Here is a 19,830-nt window from a genome sequence, read left to right on the forward strand (position 1 = left end):
CAGCTATACGCTTACGTTGGAATCTGTTGATAATCGCTTTTTGTAGTCAGGGATCAGCATATAGGTTCCCGTAAACTCAACCGCTTCCACATCGCCACTGTTAATGGTCACATGAATGATGATGCGAGCTTTTCTGCCAGACGCGAGGCGATCTAAATCGCCACTGATCCCATCCAATGACGTAGACGCGACTGGGTTTTGCTCGACTGGGTGACGATAACGAATATTACTGTCTGCCAGTACGATATCACCGGTCAGCCCACGTTCTTTCATCAGTAGCCAAGTCATTCCCCAACCCGTTAGAGTCGCCAAGGTAAAAGCTGAGCCAGCAAACATGGTGTTATGAGGGTTAAGGTTGGGATTCAACTGAGCGCTACACTCAAACTGATAACCCGTGTATTGGTTAATCTTGATGCCCATTTTGTCACTGATCGGAATCTGATTTTCCCAACGCTGCTGAAGCTCATTACACCATTCTGGTTTGCGCAGTACATCAGCCATTGGGTCAAGAGGTTTCACCATCTGTTGGTGACGCACAGGGCCGCGTTGATCGTTAATTTCACCACGACGTTCAAACTCATTCTTCTCATAGAATGAGATCGCATCTTCGCGTGCATTACACACCAAACGCTTCGCCCCTTCTTGACGTGCCAGTGACTCTAGCGCAACCAAGATAAGTGAGCCCATGCCTTTACTCTGGCGAGATTTCTTCACCGCCATATAGCGAATCTGCCCCTCTAGATCTGGGGTGATATAGAGACGACCAATCGCCATCGGGCGACCTCGACCATCGACAATCATGCGATGGTGACTCATGGCATCGTATTCATCGCGCTCTGAACCTACCGGCATTCGCCAAGGTTCACGGAGCATCTGCCAGCGAAAATGGTAATACTTGTTCAGTTGATTTTCGGTGGTCGGTGTTATGAGTTTAAACATGCTTATTCCTTTAAGCCTAAACCTGCAGCCAGAATGTTACTGGGCCATCATTAACCAAAGACACTTTCATGTCGGCTGCAAATCGGCCACGTTCCGTTGGTAACACTGATTCACACTGGTCAGAGAAATAGTTGTAAAGACGCTCTGCATCTTCTGGGTGAGCACCGCGAGAAAATCCTGCTCGTGTGCCTTTCTTAGTATCAGCTGGCAGAGTGAATTGAGAAACCACTAATACCTTACCTTCTACCTGCTTTACATTGAGATTCATTTTATCGTCTTCATCTCCAAAGACACGATAAGTGGTCACTCGTTCCATCAAACGTTTGGCTTTGGCTTCGTCATCACCTTTTTCTACGCCTAACAGAACCAATAAGCCTTGCTCAATCTCACCCACTACTTCGCCATCAACACGGACGGCAGCTTCACTTACTCTCTGGATCAGTGCTATCACTGTTGTTTCCTTGCTCTGTGATTTTGTCTTTATCCGACGAGTGTACCATTTCTTGCGAGTCACTCCACTGTTCCTGCTCGCCCAACGCGGCCGTCACCTCGGCACCCACCAACACAATCAACCAGCACAAATACACCCAGACAAAAAGAATGGGAATCGCCGCTAATGCGCCATAAATCAACTGGTAAGAGGGGAATTGAGTAATGTAAGCCGCAAAGCCTTTCTTACTGAGTTCGAACAACAGAGCCGCAACCAGAGAGCCCGCTGCCGCATGAGAAAAGTGTATCTTTTTGTTGGGAACCAACAGGTAAAGACCGAAAAACGCAAAGAATGAGGTAATCAAAGGGAGCTTGCGAATCACGGTATTAAAGGCACTCGACACGACTTCGTTTTGTAACAAGTTCAATGATGTCACATACGACGTTGCAGCAATACTCGCCCCAATCAAAATAGGTCCAAGCGTTAGCACCATCCAATACATTGAAAAGGACAACACAGCCCGACGCTTTTCTGTTACTCGCCAGATGTAGTTAAGGTTCTTATCGATGTTGGAGATCAGCATCAATGCTGCAATGAATAAGAACACACTGCCCACCGCCGTCATTTTTCCTGTATTGGCAACGAACTCGAGTAGAGCACCATGTACCGCATCCCCAGATGCTGGAACAAAGTTGGTAATAACGAAGTTTTGAATCACTAGGCCAACATCAGCAAAGACTGAAAATGACGATAAGATAGAGAGCAAAACCGTCAACATCGGTACGATCGAGAGCAAAGTAATGTACGCCAAGTAACCCGCATTCACATTGACCCTATCGTGCGTCATTCGTGCCAAAAGATAGCGGGAAAACTGGATGCTTCCTGTGACTGCGTTTTTTATCTTCAACTTGTAACTCCCTGGTAACTCGTTCATAGTCCTAATTAATATTCCGTTGTATTAATCACAGTAAGTAAATGTTCAAAAATAGCGTAGGAAAAAGGCTTGAGAACAAGGCAGCTTTTTTTGATAAGTAGTTATTCTACAATCAAAAATTCTAACGCCGTTATCGAGCATTTTAACAAGCTAGGTTGAGCAGTTATTTACTACGATTGATATTATTTAACTATAGGAAACTAGGATGCCTTATTTAATAGTTATAGTCCTCTCTATTTTTACTCTTACTGGATGCCAGTCCGCTTATTACTCCGCCATGGAGCAAGTGGGTTACCACAAGCGTGACATTATGGTCGATAGAGTGGAAGACGCTAAAGAGTCGCAGCAGGATGCTCAGGAAGAGTTTACTAGCGCACTTGAAGCCTTGAGTAGCCTGACGAACTTCAGTGGCGGCGACCTTGAAGACATGTACAACCAAATCAACGATAAATACCAAGACAGCGAGAAAGCCGCACAAAATGTCAGTGACCGCATTGCTGCGATTGAAGACGTGTCAGATGCGCTGTTTGCAGAGTGGCAGAGCGAGTTAGACCTCTACACCAGTGCTTCACTGCGCCGTTCGAGTGAACAAAAACTGCGAGAAACCCAATCGTCTTACAAGACCATGCTTTCAGCAATGAAACGCGCTGAGAAGAAAATGGACCCGGTACTCAACACCCTTCGCGACAATACGCTTTATCTAAAGCATAACCTCAATGCGAGTGCTGTCGGTTCGTTGCAGGGCGAATTTATGAGCTTAGAAAAAGACATCGCCTACGCGATAGAACAGATGAATGCTGCAATAGCAGAATCGGATAAGTTCCTAGCTCAACTGAACCAGAAGTAGCGTTACAGATAAAGAACACGATGCAACCTATCATTATTACTGGCGGCCCCGGAGCCGGGAAGACAACACTGATCAATGCCTTGGGTGACATGGGTTACCCAACCTTCGCGGAATCTTCTCGACAGTTAATTGAACAGCAGAGCCAACTTGAGAACAGTATCTTACCTTGGTTAGACCTACCGGGCTTTGCTCGCCTGTGTCTCACTGTCATGAATGAGCAAAAGGAACAGGCCAACCAGCATCCGGTTGCGTTTCTCGATCGCGCCATTCCAGATATCTGCGGTTACTTAACTCAGGCGAACCTTGAGATTGACAAAACCTACCGAGAAGCTAGCCAAGGCTATCACTCACAAGCCTTGTTCTGTCGCCCTGAGGCATCTATTTACGTACAAGATGATGTGAGGCCTTATCCGCTTGAAGAGGCATTAGAGATTCACCACGCGTTGGTCAGAGTCTATCAAGAGCTTGGGTATGAGGTGGTCGAGGTGCCATTTATGTCAGTCGAAGAGCGGGCTCTATTTGTTAAAAGCCAACTAGGTATCAAAAGCTAGATCCCCAACTCGGTCGTTCCTCCCTCTTGAGGATGACGAAGACTTGAACGCTCTTCGTATCTCTCATCTCGTTTACCCGTATCTGAACAAACTTACCGTCATTCCCTACAGTGAAGAACGAGCGTGATAGGGAATCTCTTGTATGCCGAAAAAGAAAGATTCCAGATATCTCGTCCCTCAATTCTGGAATGACGATTCAATGAATTGGTATGGAGCATGCTCTTCGTATCTCGCATCTCGTTTACCCGTATCTACTTCAATATCACATAAAACAAAAGCCCCGAGTAGCTAGGCTACTCGGGGCTTACTTATTCTAAAACGTATTGCTTGATAGCTAGAAGCTAGTCAGCTGGCAATTAAGCCTTAGCTGGACGTGCAGCACGCTTACGGTCGTTTTCAGTAAGAAGTTTCTTACGGATACGTACGTTTAGTGGCGTTACTTCTACTAGTTCATCTTCATCGATAAACTCAAGAGCTTGCTCTAGAGTGTGCTTAATCGGTGGAGAAAGAACTTGTGCTTCATCAGTACCAGATGCACGAACGTTCGTTAGTTGCTTACCTTTCAGACAGTTTACTGTCAGGTCGTTTGAACGGTTGTGAATACCGATTACTTGACCTTCATAAACTTCATCAGCGTGTTCTGTGAATAGACGACCACGAGCTTGAAGGAAGAACAATGCGTAAGTCAGTGCTTTACCCGTTGCGTTCGAAATTAGAACACCGTTGTTACGCTGACCAATGATACCGCCTTTGTAAGGACCGTAGTGATCGAACGAGTGGTAGATAAGACCAGAACCAGACGTCATTGTAAGGAATTCAGTTTGGAAACCGATAAGACCACGAGAAGGCATCATGAAGTCCATGCGAACACGGCCTTTACCATCTGGTGCCATATCTGTTAGCTCACCCTTACGTAGACCGATGCTTTCCATGATCGCACCTTGGTGCTCTTCAACTACATCGATAGTAACCGTTTCGAACGGTTCCATTTTCTGACCATCTTCTTCTTTGATGATTACTTCTGGACGAGATACTGCTAGCTCGAAACCTTCACGACGCATGTTTTCGATCAGGATAGAAAGGTGAAGCTCACCACGGCCTGATACGCGGAAACGGTCTGGACTTTCAGTTTCTTCAACACGTAGTGCAACGTTATGAACCAATTCTTTTTCAAGACGCTCAAGGATGTTACGTGAAGTTACAAACTTACCTTCTTTACCCGCGAACGGAGAAGTGTTTACTTGGAAAGTCATTGTTACTGTTGGTTCATCAACAGACAGTGGTTCCATTGCTTCAACATTGTTTACGTCACAGATAGTGTCTGAAATTTTCAGTTCACCAAGACCTGTGATTGCAATGATGTCGCCAGCATTAGCTTGTTCTACTTCGTGACGCTCAAGACCTAGGTAACCAAGTACAGTACCTACTTTACCGTTACGTTTTTTGCCTTCAGCATTCACGATAGTTACTTGTTGGTTTGGCTTAACAGAACCACGAGTAACACGAGCAACACCGATAACACCTACGTAAGAGCTGTAATCAAGTTGCGAAATTTGCATTTGTAGTGGACCTTCAAGGTCAACTGCAGGTGCTTCTACTGTATCAACAACAGCTTGGAACAATGGTTCCATGTCTGTGCCAACTTCGCCTTCTTCCATTGTTGCCCAACCGTTTAGAGCTGAAGCGTAAACAACAGTAAAGTCTAGTTGCTCATCAGTCGCGCCTAGGTTGTCGAACAAGTCAAATACTTGGTCCATAACCCAATCAGGACGAGCTCCAGGACGGTCAATCTTGTTGATAACAACGATTGGCTTAAGGCCGTGTGCGAAAGCTTTTTGCGTTACGAAACGAGTTTGAGGCATTGGGCCATCAACTGCATCAACGATCAGAAGAACTGAATCAACCATAGACATGATACGTTCAACTTCACCACCGAAGTCCGCGTGTCCAGGGGTATCTACGATGTTGATACGGTAATCATTCCAGTCAATTGCTGTGTTCTTAGCAAGGATTGTAATGCCACGCTCTTTTTCGATGTCATTCGAATCCATGACACGCTCTTCAGCTTCACCACGAGACTCAAGAGTGCCTGACTGTTGTAGTAGTTTATCAACCAAAGTCGTTTTACCGTGGTCAACGTGCGCGATGATCGCGATATTTCTTAACTTATCAATCTGTGGAGTAGACATGGATTCTCGATTCACTCATAAAAGGTAGCCGTCAATTATCTCAAAAGTTTGGATAATAACCGCTAGCTTGATTTAAAAAACGGTCAATAATATACCAGATTTTAGACAAAAACCCAGAAATATGTGATCTCAACCAAGGCTTTTTTCTTTATTAGCGATTCATATCCGCTTAACTTTGATTCAATACAGTATCTAACAGTCTAATTCGTAGGATTCTAAAAAAGCATCCGCCGCAAGATGGACAGCCAAATCTCCGGCAAAATAACAAAAGTGGATTGACAACTTAGGCAATTCATTGCTGAATGGTGCTCGCTTATGTTTCATATTGGTGCACAGATAAGCAATTGCACCAACAAGGTGCATCAGAAGATCATTTTGGTGCAAAAACCAGAATTAATGAAACAAGTAAACAAGTAAATCATTGAAATTAATGGAATAATTTTTTTGGCACGTTTTTGGCTACAGATAAATCAGCATCGATTAATGCACTTATAGACATTAATCAATGCTAGTTTCAACCGAATCGAGCTAATACCGAATTAATAACACTGGAGGTTATCCAAGATGTCAGTAGAAAATGTACTATCCCTGATCCAAGAGAACGAAGTTAAATTTATCGACTTACGTTTTACTGATACAAAAGGTAAAGAGCAGCACATCTCTATTCCTTCTCACCAAGTTGATGCAGACTTCTTCGAAGAAGGTAAAATGTTTGACGGCTCTTCAGTAGCTGGTTGGAAAGGCATTAACGAATCTGACATGGTAATGATGCCAGACGCAGCTTCAGCTGTACTGGACCCATTCACAGAAGATGCAACGTTAAACATCCGTTGTGACATCCTTGAGCCTGCAACAATGCAAGGCTACGACCGTGACCCACGCTCTATCGCTAAGCGTTCTGAAGAATACCTACGTTCTACGGGTATCGCAGACACAGTTCTAGTTGGTCCAGAGCCAGAATTCTTCCTATTCGATGACGTTAAGTTCTCAAACGACATGTCTGGTTCTTTCTTCAAGATTGATGATGTAGAAGCAGCTTGGAACACAGGTTCTGATATCGAAGGCGGTAACAAAGGTCACCGTCCTGGCGTTAAAGGCGGTTACTTCCCAGTAGCTCCTGTAGATTCATCTCAAGACATCCGTTCAGCAATGTGTCTAGTAATGGAAGAGATGGGCCTAGTAGTTGAAGCTCACCACCACGAAGTAGCAACTGCGGGTCAAAACGAAATCGCAACTCGCTTCAACACGCTAACAACAAAAGCGGATGAGACTCAAATCTACAAGTACGTTGTGCACAACGTTGCTCACGCATTTGGTAAAACAGCGACATTCATGCCTAAGCCACTAGTTGGTGACAACGGTTCTGGTATGCACGTTCACCAATCTCTAGCAAAAGACGGCGTTAACCTGTTTGCTGGTGATAAGTACGGCGGCCTATCTGAAATGGCGCTTTACTACATCGGTGGTGTAATCAAGCACGCTCGTGCAATCAACGCATTTGCTAACCCGTCAACGAACTCGTACAAGCGTCTTGTACCTGGTTTTGAAGCTCCGGTAATGCTTGCTTACTCAGCACGTAACCGTTCTGCTTCTATCCGTATCCCAGTAGTACCAAGCCCGAAAGCACGTCGTATCGAGCTACGTTTTGGTGACCCAGCAGCGAACCCATACCTATGTTACTCAGCAATGCTGATGGCTGGCCTTGACGGTATCAAGAACAAGATCCACCCAGGCGAAGCTATGGATAAAGATCTATACGACCTTCCAGCAGAAGAAGCGGCTGAAATCCCAACCGTTGCTGAATCTCTAGAAGTAGCACTTAAAGCGCTAGACGACGATCGTGAGTTCCTAACAGCTGGCGGCGTATTCTCTGACGATTTCATTGATTCTTACATCACACTGAAATCTGACGACGTACAACGCGTGAACATGGCAACACACCCACTTGAGTTTGAACTGTACTACTCAGTTTAATCTCCTGTAGAGATAAGCCATTTCTTACTGCAACCTTGTAAGAATCGCTGACTAAATATTAGGCTCGCCTCGCAGGCGGGCCTTTTTTATATACTCCCTCCCCCTGCTTCCTCGTACCATACCTTAGACAAAAGCCCTCAGAGGCTACTGCTATAAAAACAATAAAATCAATAACAAAACCAACGCCAAACGTGAAATCACCTAGCGGTGAAAAGAGGCTAAAGATATGAAAAATATACTGTTCCTGATCGGGTTAACAGTCGCGATCTCGTGCTCTGCTCAAACGGTGTATACCTGGGTGGATGAGGATGGTGTTCTCCACTTTAGTGATAACCCTAGCGCTCAAGATGCCAAATCTCTTCGCCTACCGGATGTGCAAGCATCAGCGCCGGCTCCTAAATTTGAAGCCTCGACGCCCGTTGATGCTGCAGCTTCATCTACAACTAAAACGGCAACGCCAGCTCAGGCTCAGGGGAAAACAGAAAGCACGAAACGTGAGGCACCAGCTCAACTAGCCCTCATCATGCTGACTCCCGTTCATGACCAAACCATCCGTAGCAACCGCGGCTTAATCCCTATTCAAATAGAACTTAGCCGCAAGCTTGGTATTGGAGAACAGTTGCAATTGATGCTCGATGGTCGTCGCTATGGCGCCCCACAAACCCAACCGAATTGGGAACTGAAAGGTATCGATCGAGGTACTCACACCATTGCAATTCAAGCACATAGAAGCGGCAAGCTTATTGCATCTACTAGTCCAGTCACCGTGTATTTACATCGAGCGACGCTCAAGTAGGCCAATGTGTTAAAAGAGACTGAATTACCTCTACTTTTCACCTAATCGAAGCAGCTTTCAGCGACTCTAATGAATTATCTTTAGCTTCTGGTTGATATGCGCCATACTTGAACTTAGCTACGCACCAATTTGGTGCAGTGAGAAAAACACCAGTTCAAGGACGAAATAGTGAATCGATCAGCCAAAAGCGACAGCATAGATACACATCATCTTTCCAGCGCCATTCTCGACAACATGGTGACCTCAACATTGATGCTCGATGAGCAACTGTATGTCCGATACGCCAACCCGGCGGCTGAACAACTCTTTTCACAAAGCGCGCGACGCATCGTCGATCACCCATTGAGCCAACTCATCCAACACGCCTCACTGGATTTGGCGCTTCTGACGCAACCGCTACAAAGTGGCCAGAGCATTACCGACAGTGACGTTACCTTCGTTGTTGATAACCGCCCACTGATGCTTGAAGTCACGGTTAGCCCAATCTCTTGGCAACGAGAGACGCTGTTATTGGTTGAGATGCGCAAGATAGACCAGCAAAGACGCCTCAGCCAAGAACTCAACCAACACGCACAACAACAAGCAGCTAAGCTGTTGGTGCGCGGGTTAGCACATGAGATTAAGAACCCACTCGGTGGCTTAAGAGGTGCGGCGCAGTTACTTGGGAAAATGCTTCCTGATCAGTCTCTTAATGAATATACGCAGATCATTATTGAGCAAGCCGACCGCCTAAGAGCTTTAGTTGATCGCCTGCTTGGCCCTCAGAAGCCGGGGACCAAGTCAGAAGAGAACCTACACCAGATACTTGAGAAAGTCAGGCAGCTCGTAGAACTCGAGTCGGGTTCAACGCTCGCCATCGAACGAGATTACGACCCGAGCTTACCGGACATTCTGATGGATTCAGCACAAGTTGAACAAGCGATGCTCAATATCGTGAGTAACGCGGCACAGATTTTAAAGGCGCAAGAATCAGGGAAAATCACCATTCGCACCAGAACGGTGCATCAAGCCAATATTCATGGGCAGCGACACAAACTCGCAGCGCGCATTGAGATCAGCGATAACGGCCCCGGCATCCCCGATGATTTAAAAGACACGCTGTTTTACCCAATGGTCAGCGGACGAGAGGGTGGCACAGGGCTGGGACTATCGATTTCTCAAAACCTGATCGATCAGCACAATGGAAAAATTGATGTTGAGAGCTGGCCGGGTAACACCACATTCACGATTTACCTACCCATTTAGGTCAACAGAACCTCGCGATTGGACAGCGAGATGAAAGGCTTAACTCGGTAACACAAAGATTAAAGACATCATAAAAACAACAATGATTATCACAATAGAATTGGCTGCAAAGGAATTGAATTATGAGTAAGGGATACGTTTGGGTCGTCGATGACGACAGTTCTATACGCTGGGTCGTAGAAAAGACGCTGTCATCTGCGGATATAAAGTGTGAAACATTTGCTGATGCTGAGAGCGTATTGCTTGCTCTTGAACGCGAAACACCAGACGTTTTGGTGTCCGACATTCGCATGCCTGGCATTGACGGGATTGAGCTGTTACACCAAGTTCACCAGCGCTCTCCCGACCTGCCAGTGATCATTATGACCGCGCACTCAGACCTCGATGCAGCGGTGAATGCTTATCAAAAAGGGGCTTTTGAGTATCTACCTAAGCCGTTTGATATTGATGAGACACTGACTCTAGTAGAGCGAGCCATCGCACACAGCCAAGAGCAAAAGCGAGAACAAGCCAGCGAAGTAGCCGAAGAGACCAACGCACCAGAAATCATCGGTGAAGCACCGGCAATGCAGGAAGTTTTCCGAGCTATTGGCCGTTTGTCTCGTTCATCCATTTCGGTTCTTATTAATGGTGAATCTGGTACTGGTAAAGAATTAGTCGCGCACGCTCTGCATCGTCACAGCCCAAGAGCTAAAAAGCCATTCATTGCATTAAACATGGCGGCAATCCCTAAAGACTTGATCGAATCAGAGCTGTTTGGCCACGAGAAAGGCGCCTTTACTGGCGCTAACAGTGTTCGCCAAGGACGATTCGAACAAGCCAACGGCGGCACTCTGTTTCTTGATGAAATAGGCGATATGCCACTCGATATTCAGACTCGGCTACTGCGCGTGCTTTCTGATGGTCAATTTTATCGTGTCGGTGGGCATTCTGCGGTTAAGGTTGATGTTCGTATCGTTGCAGCAACCCACCAAGATCTTGAGCGCTTGGTGCATGACGGTGGTTTCCGTGAAGACCTTTTCCATCGACTGAACGTTATCCGAATCCATATTCCGGCACTGCGCGAACGTAAACAGGACATTGAAAAACTGACTCACCACTTCCTAGCATCAGCCGCTGAAGAGCTTGGTGTAGAAGTGAAGACACTGCACTCAGAGACCATCATGAAGCTCAATCAGCTAAATTGGCCGGGTAACGTACGTCAGCTTGAGAACATCTGTCGTTGGCTCACAGTCATGGCAAGCGGCAGTGAAATACTCCCTTCAGACTTGCCTCCAGAACTGTTGGAAGAAAAAGTGGTGACGACCTCAGGGACTGGAGATAACTGGCAACAACTGCTCGCTAATTGGGCAAAGTGTGCGCTTGATTCCGGAGAAAAAGAGCTACTAACTTATGCTCTGCCAGAGTTTGAACGTATACTGCTAGAGGCTGCACTCAACCATACCAATGGTCATAAACAGGATGCAGCCAAGGTTTTAGGTTGGGGAAGAAACACCCTAACCCGTAAACTCAAAGAACTGTACTGACCAGATATGACTTTCGATACAGCGACTTTTTAACCAAAAAAGGGTCGCTTGGTTTGAATAGTGTCGGTACAATTAAGGTATGCCATTCACTAAAGTTGTAGCTAAAGATGTCTTTGAAAACACAAATTACATTGAGAACCGCGGTGGTTCTGCCATTCGTGATGATTTTTCTGTTCACTATGAGCGTAATGGTTTTCACTCAAAAGCAAAGCTACAAAGAGATGGTGAGTGATGTTAGTGCACGCCAACTAACATCACTTACTGACCATGTTCATCAAAGCCTGTCCAATTTTTTAGAAAAACCATTTCACGCGAACCTCTCGCTCAGCCATAACATTGGCTACCACCATCTTTATCAAGCGGGCAACCTTAGCAAGGTCCAAGACTACATTCTTTATACGTTTTCAGACCATTTCACAGCTATACCTCAACTCGATGTGATCGGCTTTGGTTCTGAAGATGGTAACTATGTCGGTTTTCGTAAAGAAGCTAACAACGGCTATACCTTGATGGTACAAGACGACCGTACTAGCGATCAGCTGGTCATTTACCGTGGCAGCAAGATCAGCGAAGACATTCGATCGGTGATTTCAGGTTACGACCCGAGAGTCCGCCCTTGGTACACACCCGTTGCTACGCAAAAAAAGGCTGTATGGTCGCCAATTTATGCCAATGCAGATGAACGACAAGAGATCACCTTATCTGCCCTCGCCCCTATCTATGATGACAACGAATTCAAAGCCGTCGTCGTTAGCGACATTAAGATCAATACCTTTAATGCGTTTCTCAAAGAACTCAAAGATAAAACGGATGCCTCTGTTTATATCATTGATAAGCAGCAACGCTTGGTCGCTCACTCGGGCGGAGGTAGCGTGGTCTCTTGGGGAACAGGGAAAACCAATAAGGGCCAACGCTTACTGGCATCAGAGAGTGCTAACCCGGTAATACGTGAAAGTGCTAGCTACGTAGACCAATTTCACCTAATCGATAATTTGGGCGTGCAGCGCTTTAGTTTTCGCCTAGACAACGAACGATACTTCAACCAGATCACCCCTTATGAAGATGAGCACGGCATCACTTGGTTTATTGGTATGTCGATCCCTGAAAGCAACCTACTCGGTGAATTACCTGAAAACCAAAGAAACAGTTGGTTGCTCGGGCTAGCGCTGAGTTGCATTGGTGTCATTGCTGGGTTAATTGCGTTTAATCGCGTTACCCAACCCATCACCTCAACAGCGGATGCGGCAAAGCGTCTTGCTAAAGGTGATTGGGGCACGAGCATGCCAAAGACAGGGCATATCTATGAAACCAGCATGTTGGTGGAGTCATTCAATGAAATGGCCAACAACTTAAAGGCTTCCTTTCAAGCATTACAATCTCAGCTTACCTATGACTCACTAACCAAATTATATAGTCGAGAAGGCTTTATCGACGCTGCCAAGAAAAACCCTGCAAACGAAAAAGGCACACTTTATTTAGTGGGTATTGATCGCTTCCGAGACATCAATGACAGCCTTGGTCATTACAATGGTGACCAATTGCTTATCATTGCGGCCGCTCGTTTAAGAGGTACATTGCCATCCGATTACCTATTAGCTCGCACTGGCGGTGATGAATTCGCCATTTACGCCCCGAACGTCATCCAAAGCAAGGAAGCTCAACTACTGACTAATCGCTTGCTTCAAACCTTTGCTTCCCCATTTTCAATGGAATCAGAAAGTGTCGCCATTAAGGTATCGATGGGCGTCGTCGGTGTATCTAACGTCCACGACATTGCGCTATTGCTGCGTAGTAGTAGCATTGCTTTGAGCAACGCAAAACAAGACAAAGCCAGTGTCAGCATTTACAGCCCTGAGATGGGTAAAGCATCAAGACATCGTACTAAGATGCTAGCGCGGATGAACCGAGCGATTGAACTTCAACAGTTCGAACCCTTCTATCAACCTATTATTGATCTAGAATCCGGATCGACCATTGGGGCTGAAGCTTTAGCACGCTGGATAGCCGATGAAGGAATAGTCTCACCACTTGAATTCATTCCTCTCGCTGAAGAGAGCGGGCTGATTTACGATATCGGCAAGCAAATTCTACATAAGTCGTGTCGAGATACTGCCATCGCGATTGAGTCAGGAAAATGGAGCAAGGACTTCTCTATTCACGTTAACCTTTCGGTCGATCAACTGAGTGAAAGTGGCTTTGTTGAACAAGTTAAAGGCACGCTACGTGACACCAAGCTACCAGCAAGCAACCTGACACTAGAGATCACTGAGTCACGCATCGTCGACAATGACCCTGCCATCATCGATAACATGCTGACGCTAAAAGCATTAGGCATCTCGATTGCAATTGATGACTTTGGTACCGGCTATTCGTCACTGGCTTATTTACACAAACTGCCATTTGATTGCTTAAAGATCGATCGCAGCTTCGTCAGCAAGCTCGAAAAAGAGAACCTAGATAGCTCTATCGTTGCAGCCATCGTCAATATCACCAAGGGCTTCAAGGTAAGCATAGTCGCAGAAGGTGTAGAAACTCAGCAACAAGCGGATCTACTCAAACAGCTGAAATGCCCGCAGGCACAGGGGTTCTTATACAGTCGCCCGGTTCCTTTTGAGCAATGGCCAACCGACCTCTGCAACGTAAAACAAAGCAGAAAAGAAAGCATGATGTAAAGTAGATAGAGAATTGACTTACAGATAGACACAAAAATGCCAGCATAATGCTGGCATTTTTTATATTTCTGTTCTCAATCGAGCGATTAAATCACACGGGAGAACTGCTGTTGGCGAGCCTTAGCACGTAGGTATTTATCGAAACACATACAGATATTACGAATCAACAAACGGCCACGTAAAGTCACGCGGATTTCTTTATCGTCAACTTCTACCAACTCATCGTTGATAAAGGTTTGCAGTAGCCCTAAATCTTCTTTGAAGTAACGATTAAAGTTAACCGAGAACTCAGATTCGATCATGGTTTTATCAAGCTTAAAGTTACAGATAAGCTGTTTGATCACTTCACGACGTAGAAGGTCGTCACTGTCTAGAGCAACACCTTTCCAAAGCGCGTGGCGAAGGTCATTCACCTGAGCGTAATACTTCTTCAGCTCTTTCTGGTTTTGAGCGTAAGCATCACCGACCATAGAGATTGCAGAAACACCGAAGCCAATTAGGTCAGCTTCACCTTGGGTCGTGTAGCCTTGGAAGTTACGATGCAGAATACCTTCACGCTGTGCTACTGCTAGCTCGTCTTCAGGCAGAGCAAAGTGATCCATACCAATGAACTGGTAGCCCGCGCCCGTTAAAGTCTCAATGGTATCTTGGAGGATTGCCATTTTCTCTTTTGGTTCAGGTAAGTCTTCATCTTTAATCTTACGCTGCGCAGCAAACAGTTGCGGCATGTGTGCGTAGTTAAATACCGATAAACGACCCGGTTTCATTTCTAACACTTGCTTCAATGTTTCCGCGAACAAAGCTTGAGTCTGCTTTGGTAGGCCGTAGATCAAATCAAGGTTGGTTGAACGGAAGCCTAGCTCTTTCGCACGTTTAACCATCGCAATGATGAACTCTTCATCTTGCTCACGGTTAACCAGTTTCTGCACTTCTTTATTGAAGTCTTGCACACCAATGCTCAGGCGGTTGAAGCCTTCGTTACGCAGGTGGTCAAGTACGTCTAGCTCAATCTCACGCGGGTCAACTTCAATACTGATTTCAGCGTCAGCAGTGAAATTAAATTCCTCACGCAGAATCATCATCAAGCGAGTAATTTGTGTTTTGGTCAAGAACGTTGGCGTACCACCACCGAAGTGCAATTGCGTCACTTCACGGCCATTCAACAAAGAGCCGCGCTGGCGGATTTCATGTTCAATCACATCTAAGTACTCATCCGCTTTGTGCGAGTGACGAGTAATGACTTTATTACAACCACAGTAGTAACAAAGCTTATGACAGAACGGGATATGCACGTAAAGAGAGAGTGGACGCTCAGGGTACTGAGTACACGCCATGTCGTAATCAGCGACGGTAAACGCTTCATGAAACTCCAACGCTGTTGGATATGAAGTGTAACGAGGTCCCGAATAGTTGTACTTGTTTAAGATCTCTTGATCCCAAACGATTTGCTGATTCGTTGTTACTGGCTTGCTCGACATAGCGGTAATTCCAATTTAGATCCGCGAGAACCTAAGGTCTCTCAAATCATTTTACATACATTAAAATATAGACGGGTTATTTTGCCACACGACCAGTAAGGTCGTTCCAAGACAAAATCAATTTTTCAGACAAAAACTCAGAACTGCTAGCTTGATCACTAACAAAGCGTCGGGATTAACGAGACACAAAAGGTAAGAAGGCTCATTTAACATCGTCTATTAAAGACAAGGCGACTTAAAAACAAGATACTTTTAGGACAAAAAGTCTTAAATGCATAGGTATTAAAAGCAGCGCGTCTAAAAACTAAATGTTAAACAAGCCTCTATATTTAAAAGTCTTAGTGACTAGATCATCTGAATGTTGATTTGGTTGTTGAGAGGCTTAACCTTCTCCTGCAACCTTTTCAAATCTTCAATGACCGCATCATTCAAGCGAGTCTCCGCCTTATGGCGTGTGAGATTCTGCTGCATGCGCTCTTTCTTCGTCAGTTCCTGCCTTCCGTCTCCGCGAGCCATATCTTTTACGATATGGTACAGCTCAGAAAGAGCAGGATACTCAGAATCAAAATCGACACGCTCATCACCCTGAACGTTATCCATAATGATACACACTCGGATACTGATCTCAGGTAAGTCACACTGGCCTTGAATACCCGCTAAGCACAGAGTATTTACGTTTTCGTAAATCGTCGCGTTACGTTTTTCAATGGCAAGTGCTTGATGCTGCTTTTGCAACTCCGTCTGCTTCTTCACTTGAAGTAGAAGGTAACCTGCGTAAGAGCCCAAGCCGAGAATGATAATTCCACCAGCAATTGCTAATAAGGTTACGTTCATTGGCTATTAACCTTTAAAGCTGTCTAAGTCGAAATCTTCGAATTGAGATAGCAAGTCTTCGTCAGAGCTTGCTTTCTTCTTAGATGCAACTGGTGCTTCTTCGAAGATCTCTTCTTCATCGTCTTCTGGCTCTAGCAGACCTAAGCGGCCCATTAGGTGTTCGATACGATCAAGTTTCTCATCAACAAACTTCTGCAGGCCAGCACCTAGGTTTTCACCATTTTCGATACGATCTAGCAATGTGTTCAGTTGAGCATCATTCTCAAGCATCTCTAACTCTTGTTCGTTAGATAGCTTGCGCTCTTGTTTGGTCGACTTCTTCGCTGGTTCAACAATCAGCGGGATTTTTTTCTTGCTGCCTAAACGAGGGTCGCGAGCTAGTGCAGCTTTACGCTGTTTTGCTTCGCTACCATCTGAGTGACGGCTGCCAGACTTAAGGCCTTTACGCTTTTTAACACGCTTACGTTCACGACCTTCAACATCAGATTCACTACGGTTACGAGTAACCATAGGTTCCGGAGCGCCAAGTGCTCCCGGTTTTCTTGATTTCTTACTACGACCCATTACTGCACTTTCCTCAGTAAAATTACATCATTTCCAAAAAATTCTAGTTCGAGCTTATCCCGCTCTGCCAAAAACTGGAATGTTTGACGACTAAAGAAGACGACATGTGTCGGGTCATTCTTGTAGTGCCAACCAGCAAACGCGTCTACGTCTATTACTAGTTTAGTCATAAGACCAATCCAGCCCTTGGGTTTAACTAAATTCAACCATTGCTGCCACACTTTGTCTGGGTGATAAAGATGCTCTATCACCTCAGTGGCAGTCATAAAGTCATACGTTTTTTCCAACACAGAAGCTTCTGGGTGGTAATAGATATCGTACAACTCCATGGTGTGTCCGGCTTCTTCTAACATAATAGATAGCGTAGGGCCTGGGCCACAACCAAAATCCAACCCGTGTGAGTTAGATGAAATTTTGTCTGTTAATGGATCCGCGATGCGAGATAGAAAACGGCGATAGCCTGCATCACTAGGATCGTTCTCATGGAGATCATAGTGTGCTTTCTCTTCTTTTGCTTCTAACCTTTGTTCAGGTTTAACAAATACCAGTTCACATTGCTGACATTGCAGATAGGCTCTGCGTTTGTCTTCAAAATAGTGATTCACGCCTTGGTGATGGCATAAGGGACAAGTATACATAGCACATCCTTAAACAGGGATGCGAAACATACCAGAAACTGAGTTTATAGTGGAGAGGTATTGGGTGTTTTTTCATCAAATCAATAAAAAAAGCGATAGGAAAACCTATCGCTCTCTAAATCTGCCTATATCGGCCAAAATTTGCATACTCAACTTGGTACACAAATCTCCATTTGTTATTGGTGCTTTCCATGCCAAATTTGTTTGTTGTTCATCGTCCTTATGAGTTTTGGCTATCCTTTTCTAACACCTTGTTGCTGGGCTGTCCTAGCCTGATCCGTTTCTGTCTATACCGTTAGACTAGATGACCATCCGTATCTAAGTCAGCTCCTAGCTGATGGCCGTTACTTTACCGTGTTACAAAAAGACTACAAGAGTTCAAGTTCACACTTTTGTACACAAATCGATCACACATTGATAAATCAGACATCAGCGCAAAACATATTAATAAAACCAATACAAAAGAAAACGCCCCGACCATTACTGATCGGGGCGTCTCTTCAATCTCGCTCGAGCGTACATTTCTTTACTCTGGCTAAGAGCAAGAAACCGACATATTAGTGTAAACCACCAACGTACTTCGATAAGGTATCAATATCTGCGTCTGTTAACTTTTTAGCTACATCACGCATCATCGCATTCATGTCGTTATTACGGCTACCATCGCGGAATTTCTCAAGTTGAGCCTTGATGTAATCTGCGTGCTGGCCTGAAATCTTAGGGAAACCAGAAAGTTCGGTACCGTTACCACGTGGACCGTGACAAGCAATACACGCCGTTACGCCGCGTTCTGCGTTACCCGCGGTGTAAAGAACCTTACCTTCATCTACTACATTCTCAGGAGTAGAGTTACTAGAGATAGGTAGCGATGCGTAGTACGCCGCTAGGTCAGCCATATCTTCTTCAGATAAAGACATCGCCATTGCACCCATTACAGGTTCATTACGACCTTGCTTACCACCACTGGTCATACCGATCTTAAGCTCTTTTAACTGCTTCTCTAGGTACTTCTCATGTTGACCAGCCAGTTTAGGGTACTGCGTGATCAGACTGTTGCCGTCAGCACCGTGGCAGGCAACACATGTTTGTGATTTGGCTTTACCAGCTTCAATACTACCTTGAGCCCATACTGAGCAGCTGGCTAAAAGACTCAAAATTAGCGCTAATTTCTTCATGACATTCCATTATAATTATCAAGCTTCCAGTACCACTCTATGTTGCCACTCATGGTACAATAGGCGACCTTATGCCGAGCACGGTTATTTTACACAAATTCACAAAAAAGTAATCAATCGACTACACAAAGTCGAGATGGAGTTAACAGTGAGCGTAAAAATTCATTATCAAAACACGCATTTCATTACCAGTGCACCTGATATTCGTCATTTACCAGAAGACGAAGGGATCGAAATTGCGTTTGCAGGACGCTCCAATGCTGGTAAATCTAGCGCGCTAAATCGCGTTACAAACCAAAAAGGCTTGGCGAAAACCAGTAAAACACCCGGTCGAACTCAGCTAATTAACCTATTTAAGGTAACGGACGGTTGTCATATCGTCGATTTACCTGGATATGGCTTTGCTCAAGTCCCTCTTGAGCTGAAGAAAAAATGGCAGAAATCGCTAGGTGAATACCTACAGCGACGCGAAAGCTTGAAAGGTTTAGTGGTATTGATGGATATCCGTCACCCAATGAAAGACCTTGACCAACAAATGATCTACTGGGCTATCGATAGCCGCATCCCAGTGCAAGTTTTGTTAACAAAAGCAGACAAACTGAAAAGTGGCGCTCGTAAAGCGCAACTACTGAAAATCCGTAATGATGCGAAATCTTTCGGTGGTGATGTAGCGGTTGATGTCTTCTCTTCAATGAAGGGCATCGGCGTTGATCAACTGCGAGCCAAGATGGATGAGTGGTTTGCCCCAGCTTTTGCTGACCAGATTCTTGATGAACTGGCTGACCAAGAGCACAACGACGCAGAGTAGTTCTTCTATCTATAGCTTTATCTATAATTAGAGGTTAAAGCACTTACAGCAAGTGATTTAGCCTTATCAATACCCCGCCTTATATAGGTGGGGTATTTTTTTGCCCACAAATTAGTGAGTTAAACCTAAATCTTGAGAATTAAAGACAAGATTAATCAGTTAGAAACGAGAGAAGTGAACCATACTAAAAGACACATCTAAATAAACAGAACAATGAGAAAGGAATGCTC

17 protein-coding genes are annotated in these 19,830 nt (G+C 45.1%); 8 read left to right on the plus strand and 9 right to left on the minus strand.

The features are described 5' to 3' along the window. Positions 1 to 3 precede the first annotated feature (3 nt). The 3 genes from AC3CHU_RS15460 to AC3CHU_RS15470 are packed head-to-tail and all read right to left on the minus strand — an operon-like array spanning position 4 to position 2,303. Positions 4 to 939 carry a bifunctional GNAT family N-acetyltransferase/hotdog fold thioesterase gene (locus AC3CHU_RS15460; RefSeq protein WP_004735591.1) on the minus strand — a complete coding sequence of 312 codons (936 nt, stop codon included), beginning with the start codon at positions 937 to 939 and terminating at the stop codon, positions 4 to 6. 16 nt (positions 940 to 955) lie between these two features. Beyond that, positions 956 to 1,390: a D-aminoacyl-tRNA deacylase gene (dtd, locus tag AC3CHU_RS15465; protein ID WP_004735590.1), complete on the minus strand. Its 435-nt coding sequence runs from the start codon at positions 1,388 to 1,390 to the stop codon at positions 956 to 958. Further along, positions 1,362 to 2,303 (minus strand): virulence factor BrkB family protein, encoded by a 942-nt coding sequence (locus tag AC3CHU_RS15470; protein WP_054542072.1) that lies wholly within the window; start codon positions 2,301 to 2,303, stop codon positions 1,362 to 1,364. Before AC3CHU_RS15470 ends, dtd begins: the two co-directional genes overlap by 29 nt. A gap of 205 nt (positions 2,304 to 2,508) precedes the next feature. Here AC3CHU_RS15470 and AC3CHU_RS15475 point away from each other — a divergent pair, with 205 nt between their 5' ends. Both AC3CHU_RS15475 and AC3CHU_RS15480 read left to right on the plus strand, forming a co-directional pair. Further along, the gene (locus tag AC3CHU_RS15475; protein WP_017079335.1) at positions 2,509 to 3,150 is read left to right on the plus strand and encodes a DUF2959 domain-containing protein; all 642 of its coding nucleotides are present in this window, start codon (positions 2,509 to 2,511) and stop codon (positions 3,148 to 3,150) included. A 20-nt stretch (positions 3,151 to 3,170) separates the two neighbouring features. Beyond that, positions 3,171 to 3,701, plus strand: a complete 531-nt coding sequence (locus AC3CHU_RS15480; RefSeq protein ID WP_488524880.1) for an AAA family ATPase — start codon at positions 3,171 to 3,173, stop codon at positions 3,699 to 3,701. A gap of 356 nt (positions 3,702 to 4,057) precedes the next feature. Here the strand turns inward: AC3CHU_RS15480 and typA are convergent, their stop codons facing one another. After that, on the minus strand, positions 4,058 to 5,890 hold the full coding sequence (gene typA / locus AC3CHU_RS15485; RefSeq protein ID WP_004735586.1) for a translational GTPase TypA: 1,833 nt from the start codon (positions 5,888 to 5,890) through the stop codon (positions 4,058 to 4,060). Between the two features lie 564 nt (positions 5,891 to 6,454). Here typA and glnA point away from each other — a divergent pair. From glnA to gepA, 5 genes are all read left to right on the plus strand, one after another. Next, positions 6,455 to 7,864: a glutamate--ammonia ligase gene (gene glnA, locus AC3CHU_RS15490; RefSeq protein WP_004735585.1), complete on the plus strand. Its 1,410-nt coding sequence runs from the start codon at positions 6,455 to 6,457 to the stop codon at positions 7,862 to 7,864. Positions 7,865 to 8,090: 226 nt separating this feature from the next. Next, entirely contained in the window at positions 8,091 to 8,660 is a 570-nt protein-coding gene (locus tag AC3CHU_RS15495; RefSeq protein WP_428783974.1) for a DUF4124 domain-containing protein, read from the plus strand. 168 nt (positions 8,661 to 8,828) lie between these two features. After that, complete coding sequence (gene glnL / locus AC3CHU_RS15500) at positions 8,829 to 9,905, plus strand: nitrogen regulation protein NR(II) (RefSeq protein ID WP_017079339.1); 1,077 nt, start codon at positions 8,829 to 8,831, stop codon at positions 9,903 to 9,905. 122 nt (positions 9,906 to 10,027) lie between these two features. Beyond that, positions 10,028 to 11,431, plus strand: a complete 1,404-nt coding sequence (glnG, locus tag AC3CHU_RS15505) for a nitrogen regulation protein NR(I) (protein ID WP_017081697.1) — start codon at positions 10,028 to 10,030, stop codon at positions 11,429 to 11,431. Positions 11,432 to 11,538: 107 nt separating this feature from the next. After that, positions 11,539 to 14,103: a phosphodiesterase GepA gene (gepA, locus tag AC3CHU_RS15510; RefSeq protein WP_171328730.1), complete on the plus strand. Its 2,565-nt coding sequence runs from the start codon at positions 11,539 to 11,541 to the stop codon at positions 14,101 to 14,103. An 86-nt stretch (positions 14,104 to 14,189) separates the two neighbouring features. On the opposite strand, the gene hemN is transcribed toward gepA, so the two are convergent. The 5 genes from hemN to AC3CHU_RS15535 form a co-directional block, all read right to left on the minus strand. Next, a complete protein-coding gene (gene hemN, locus AC3CHU_RS15515) occupies positions 14,190 to 15,581 on the minus strand; it encodes an oxygen-independent coproporphyrinogen III oxidase (RefSeq protein ID WP_488524881.1) in 1,392 nt (463 codons plus the stop codon). Between the two features lie 345 nt (positions 15,582 to 15,926). Beyond that, the gene (locus tag AC3CHU_RS15520; RefSeq protein ID WP_017079341.1) at positions 15,927 to 16,415 is read right to left on the minus strand and encodes a DUF2489 domain-containing protein; all 489 of its coding nucleotides are present in this window, start codon (positions 16,413 to 16,415) and stop codon (positions 15,927 to 15,929) included. Between the two features lie 6 nt (positions 16,416 to 16,421). Next, on the minus strand, positions 16,422 to 16,979 hold the full coding sequence (gene yihI / locus AC3CHU_RS15525) for a Der GTPase-activating protein YihI (RefSeq protein WP_004735577.1): 558 nt from the start codon (positions 16,977 to 16,979) through the stop codon (positions 16,422 to 16,424). Continuing rightward, positions 16,979 to 17,617, minus strand: coding sequence for a class I SAM-dependent methyltransferase (locus AC3CHU_RS15530; protein ID WP_004735576.1), 639 nt, complete (start codon positions 17,615 to 17,617; stop codon positions 16,979 to 16,981). The genes yihI and AC3CHU_RS15530 overlap by 1 nt, the downstream gene beginning before the upstream one ends. Positions 17,618 to 18,174: 557 nt before the next feature. Further along, complete coding sequence (locus AC3CHU_RS15535; protein WP_488524882.1) at positions 18,175 to 18,792, minus strand: c-type cytochrome; 618 nt, start codon at positions 18,790 to 18,792, stop codon at positions 18,175 to 18,177. A 148-nt stretch (positions 18,793 to 18,940) separates the two neighbouring features. Between AC3CHU_RS15535 and yihA the strand changes: the two genes are divergently transcribed. Then, positions 18,941 to 19,600, plus strand: coding sequence for a ribosome biogenesis GTP-binding protein YihA/YsxC (yihA, locus tag AC3CHU_RS15540; RefSeq protein ID WP_488524883.1), 660 nt, complete (start codon positions 18,941 to 18,943; stop codon positions 19,598 to 19,600). The last annotated feature ends 230 nt before the right edge of the window (positions 19,601 to 19,830 follow it).

Source organism: Vibrio sp. QJM3NY_39, assembly GCF_057785895.1.

Excerpts from the sequence above, each read along its gene's own strand:
- AC3CHU_RS15460 (WP_004735591.1), bottom strand. The coding sequence starts at position 939 with ATGTTTAAACTCATAACACCGACCACCGAAAATCAACTGAACAAGTAT.
- AC3CHU_RS15470 (WP_054542072.1), bottom strand. The coding sequence starts at position 2,303 with ATGAACGAGTTACCAGGGAGTTACAAGTTGAAGATAAAAAACGCAGTC.
- AC3CHU_RS15475 (WP_017079335.1), top strand. The coding sequence starts at position 2,509 with ATGCCTTATTTAATAGTTATAGTCCTCTCTATTTTTACTCTTACTGGA.
- AC3CHU_RS15480 (WP_488524880.1), top strand. The coding sequence starts at position 3,171 with ATGCAACCTATCATTATTACTGGCGGCCCCGGAGCCGGGAAGACAACA.
- typA (WP_004735586.1), bottom strand. The coding sequence starts at position 5,890 with ATGTCTACTCCACAGATTGATAAGTTAAGAAATATCGCGATCATCGCG.
- glnA (WP_004735585.1), top strand. The coding sequence starts at position 6,455 with ATGTCAGTAGAAAATGTACTATCCCTGATCCAAGAGAACGAAGTTAAA.
- AC3CHU_RS15495 (WP_428783974.1), top strand. The coding sequence starts at position 8,091 with ATGAAAAATATACTGTTCCTGATCGGGTTAACAGTCGCGATCTCGTGC.
- glnG (WP_017081697.1), top strand. The coding sequence starts at position 10,028 with ATGAGTAAGGGATACGTTTGGGTCGTCGATGACGACAGTTCTATACGC.
- gepA (WP_171328730.1), top strand. The coding sequence starts at position 11,539 with ATGTCTTTGAAAACACAAATTACATTGAGAACCGCGGTGGTTCTGCCA.
- hemN (WP_488524881.1), bottom strand. The coding sequence starts at position 15,581 with ATGTCGAGCAAGCCAGTAACAACGAATCAGCAAATCGTTTGGGATCAA.
- AC3CHU_RS15520 (WP_017079341.1), bottom strand. The coding sequence starts at position 16,415 with ATGAACGTAACCTTATTAGCAATTGCTGGTGGAATTATCATTCTCGGC.
- yihI (WP_004735577.1), bottom strand. The coding sequence starts at position 16,979 with ATGGGTCGTAGTAAGAAATCAAGAAAACCGGGAGCACTTGGCGCTCCG.
- AC3CHU_RS15530 (WP_004735576.1), bottom strand. The coding sequence starts at position 17,617 with ATGTATACTTGTCCCTTATGCCATCACCAAGGCGTGAATCACTATTTT.
- AC3CHU_RS15535 (WP_488524882.1), bottom strand. The coding sequence starts at position 18,792 with ATGAAGAAATTAGCGCTAATTTTGAGTCTTTTAGCCAGCTGCTCAGTA.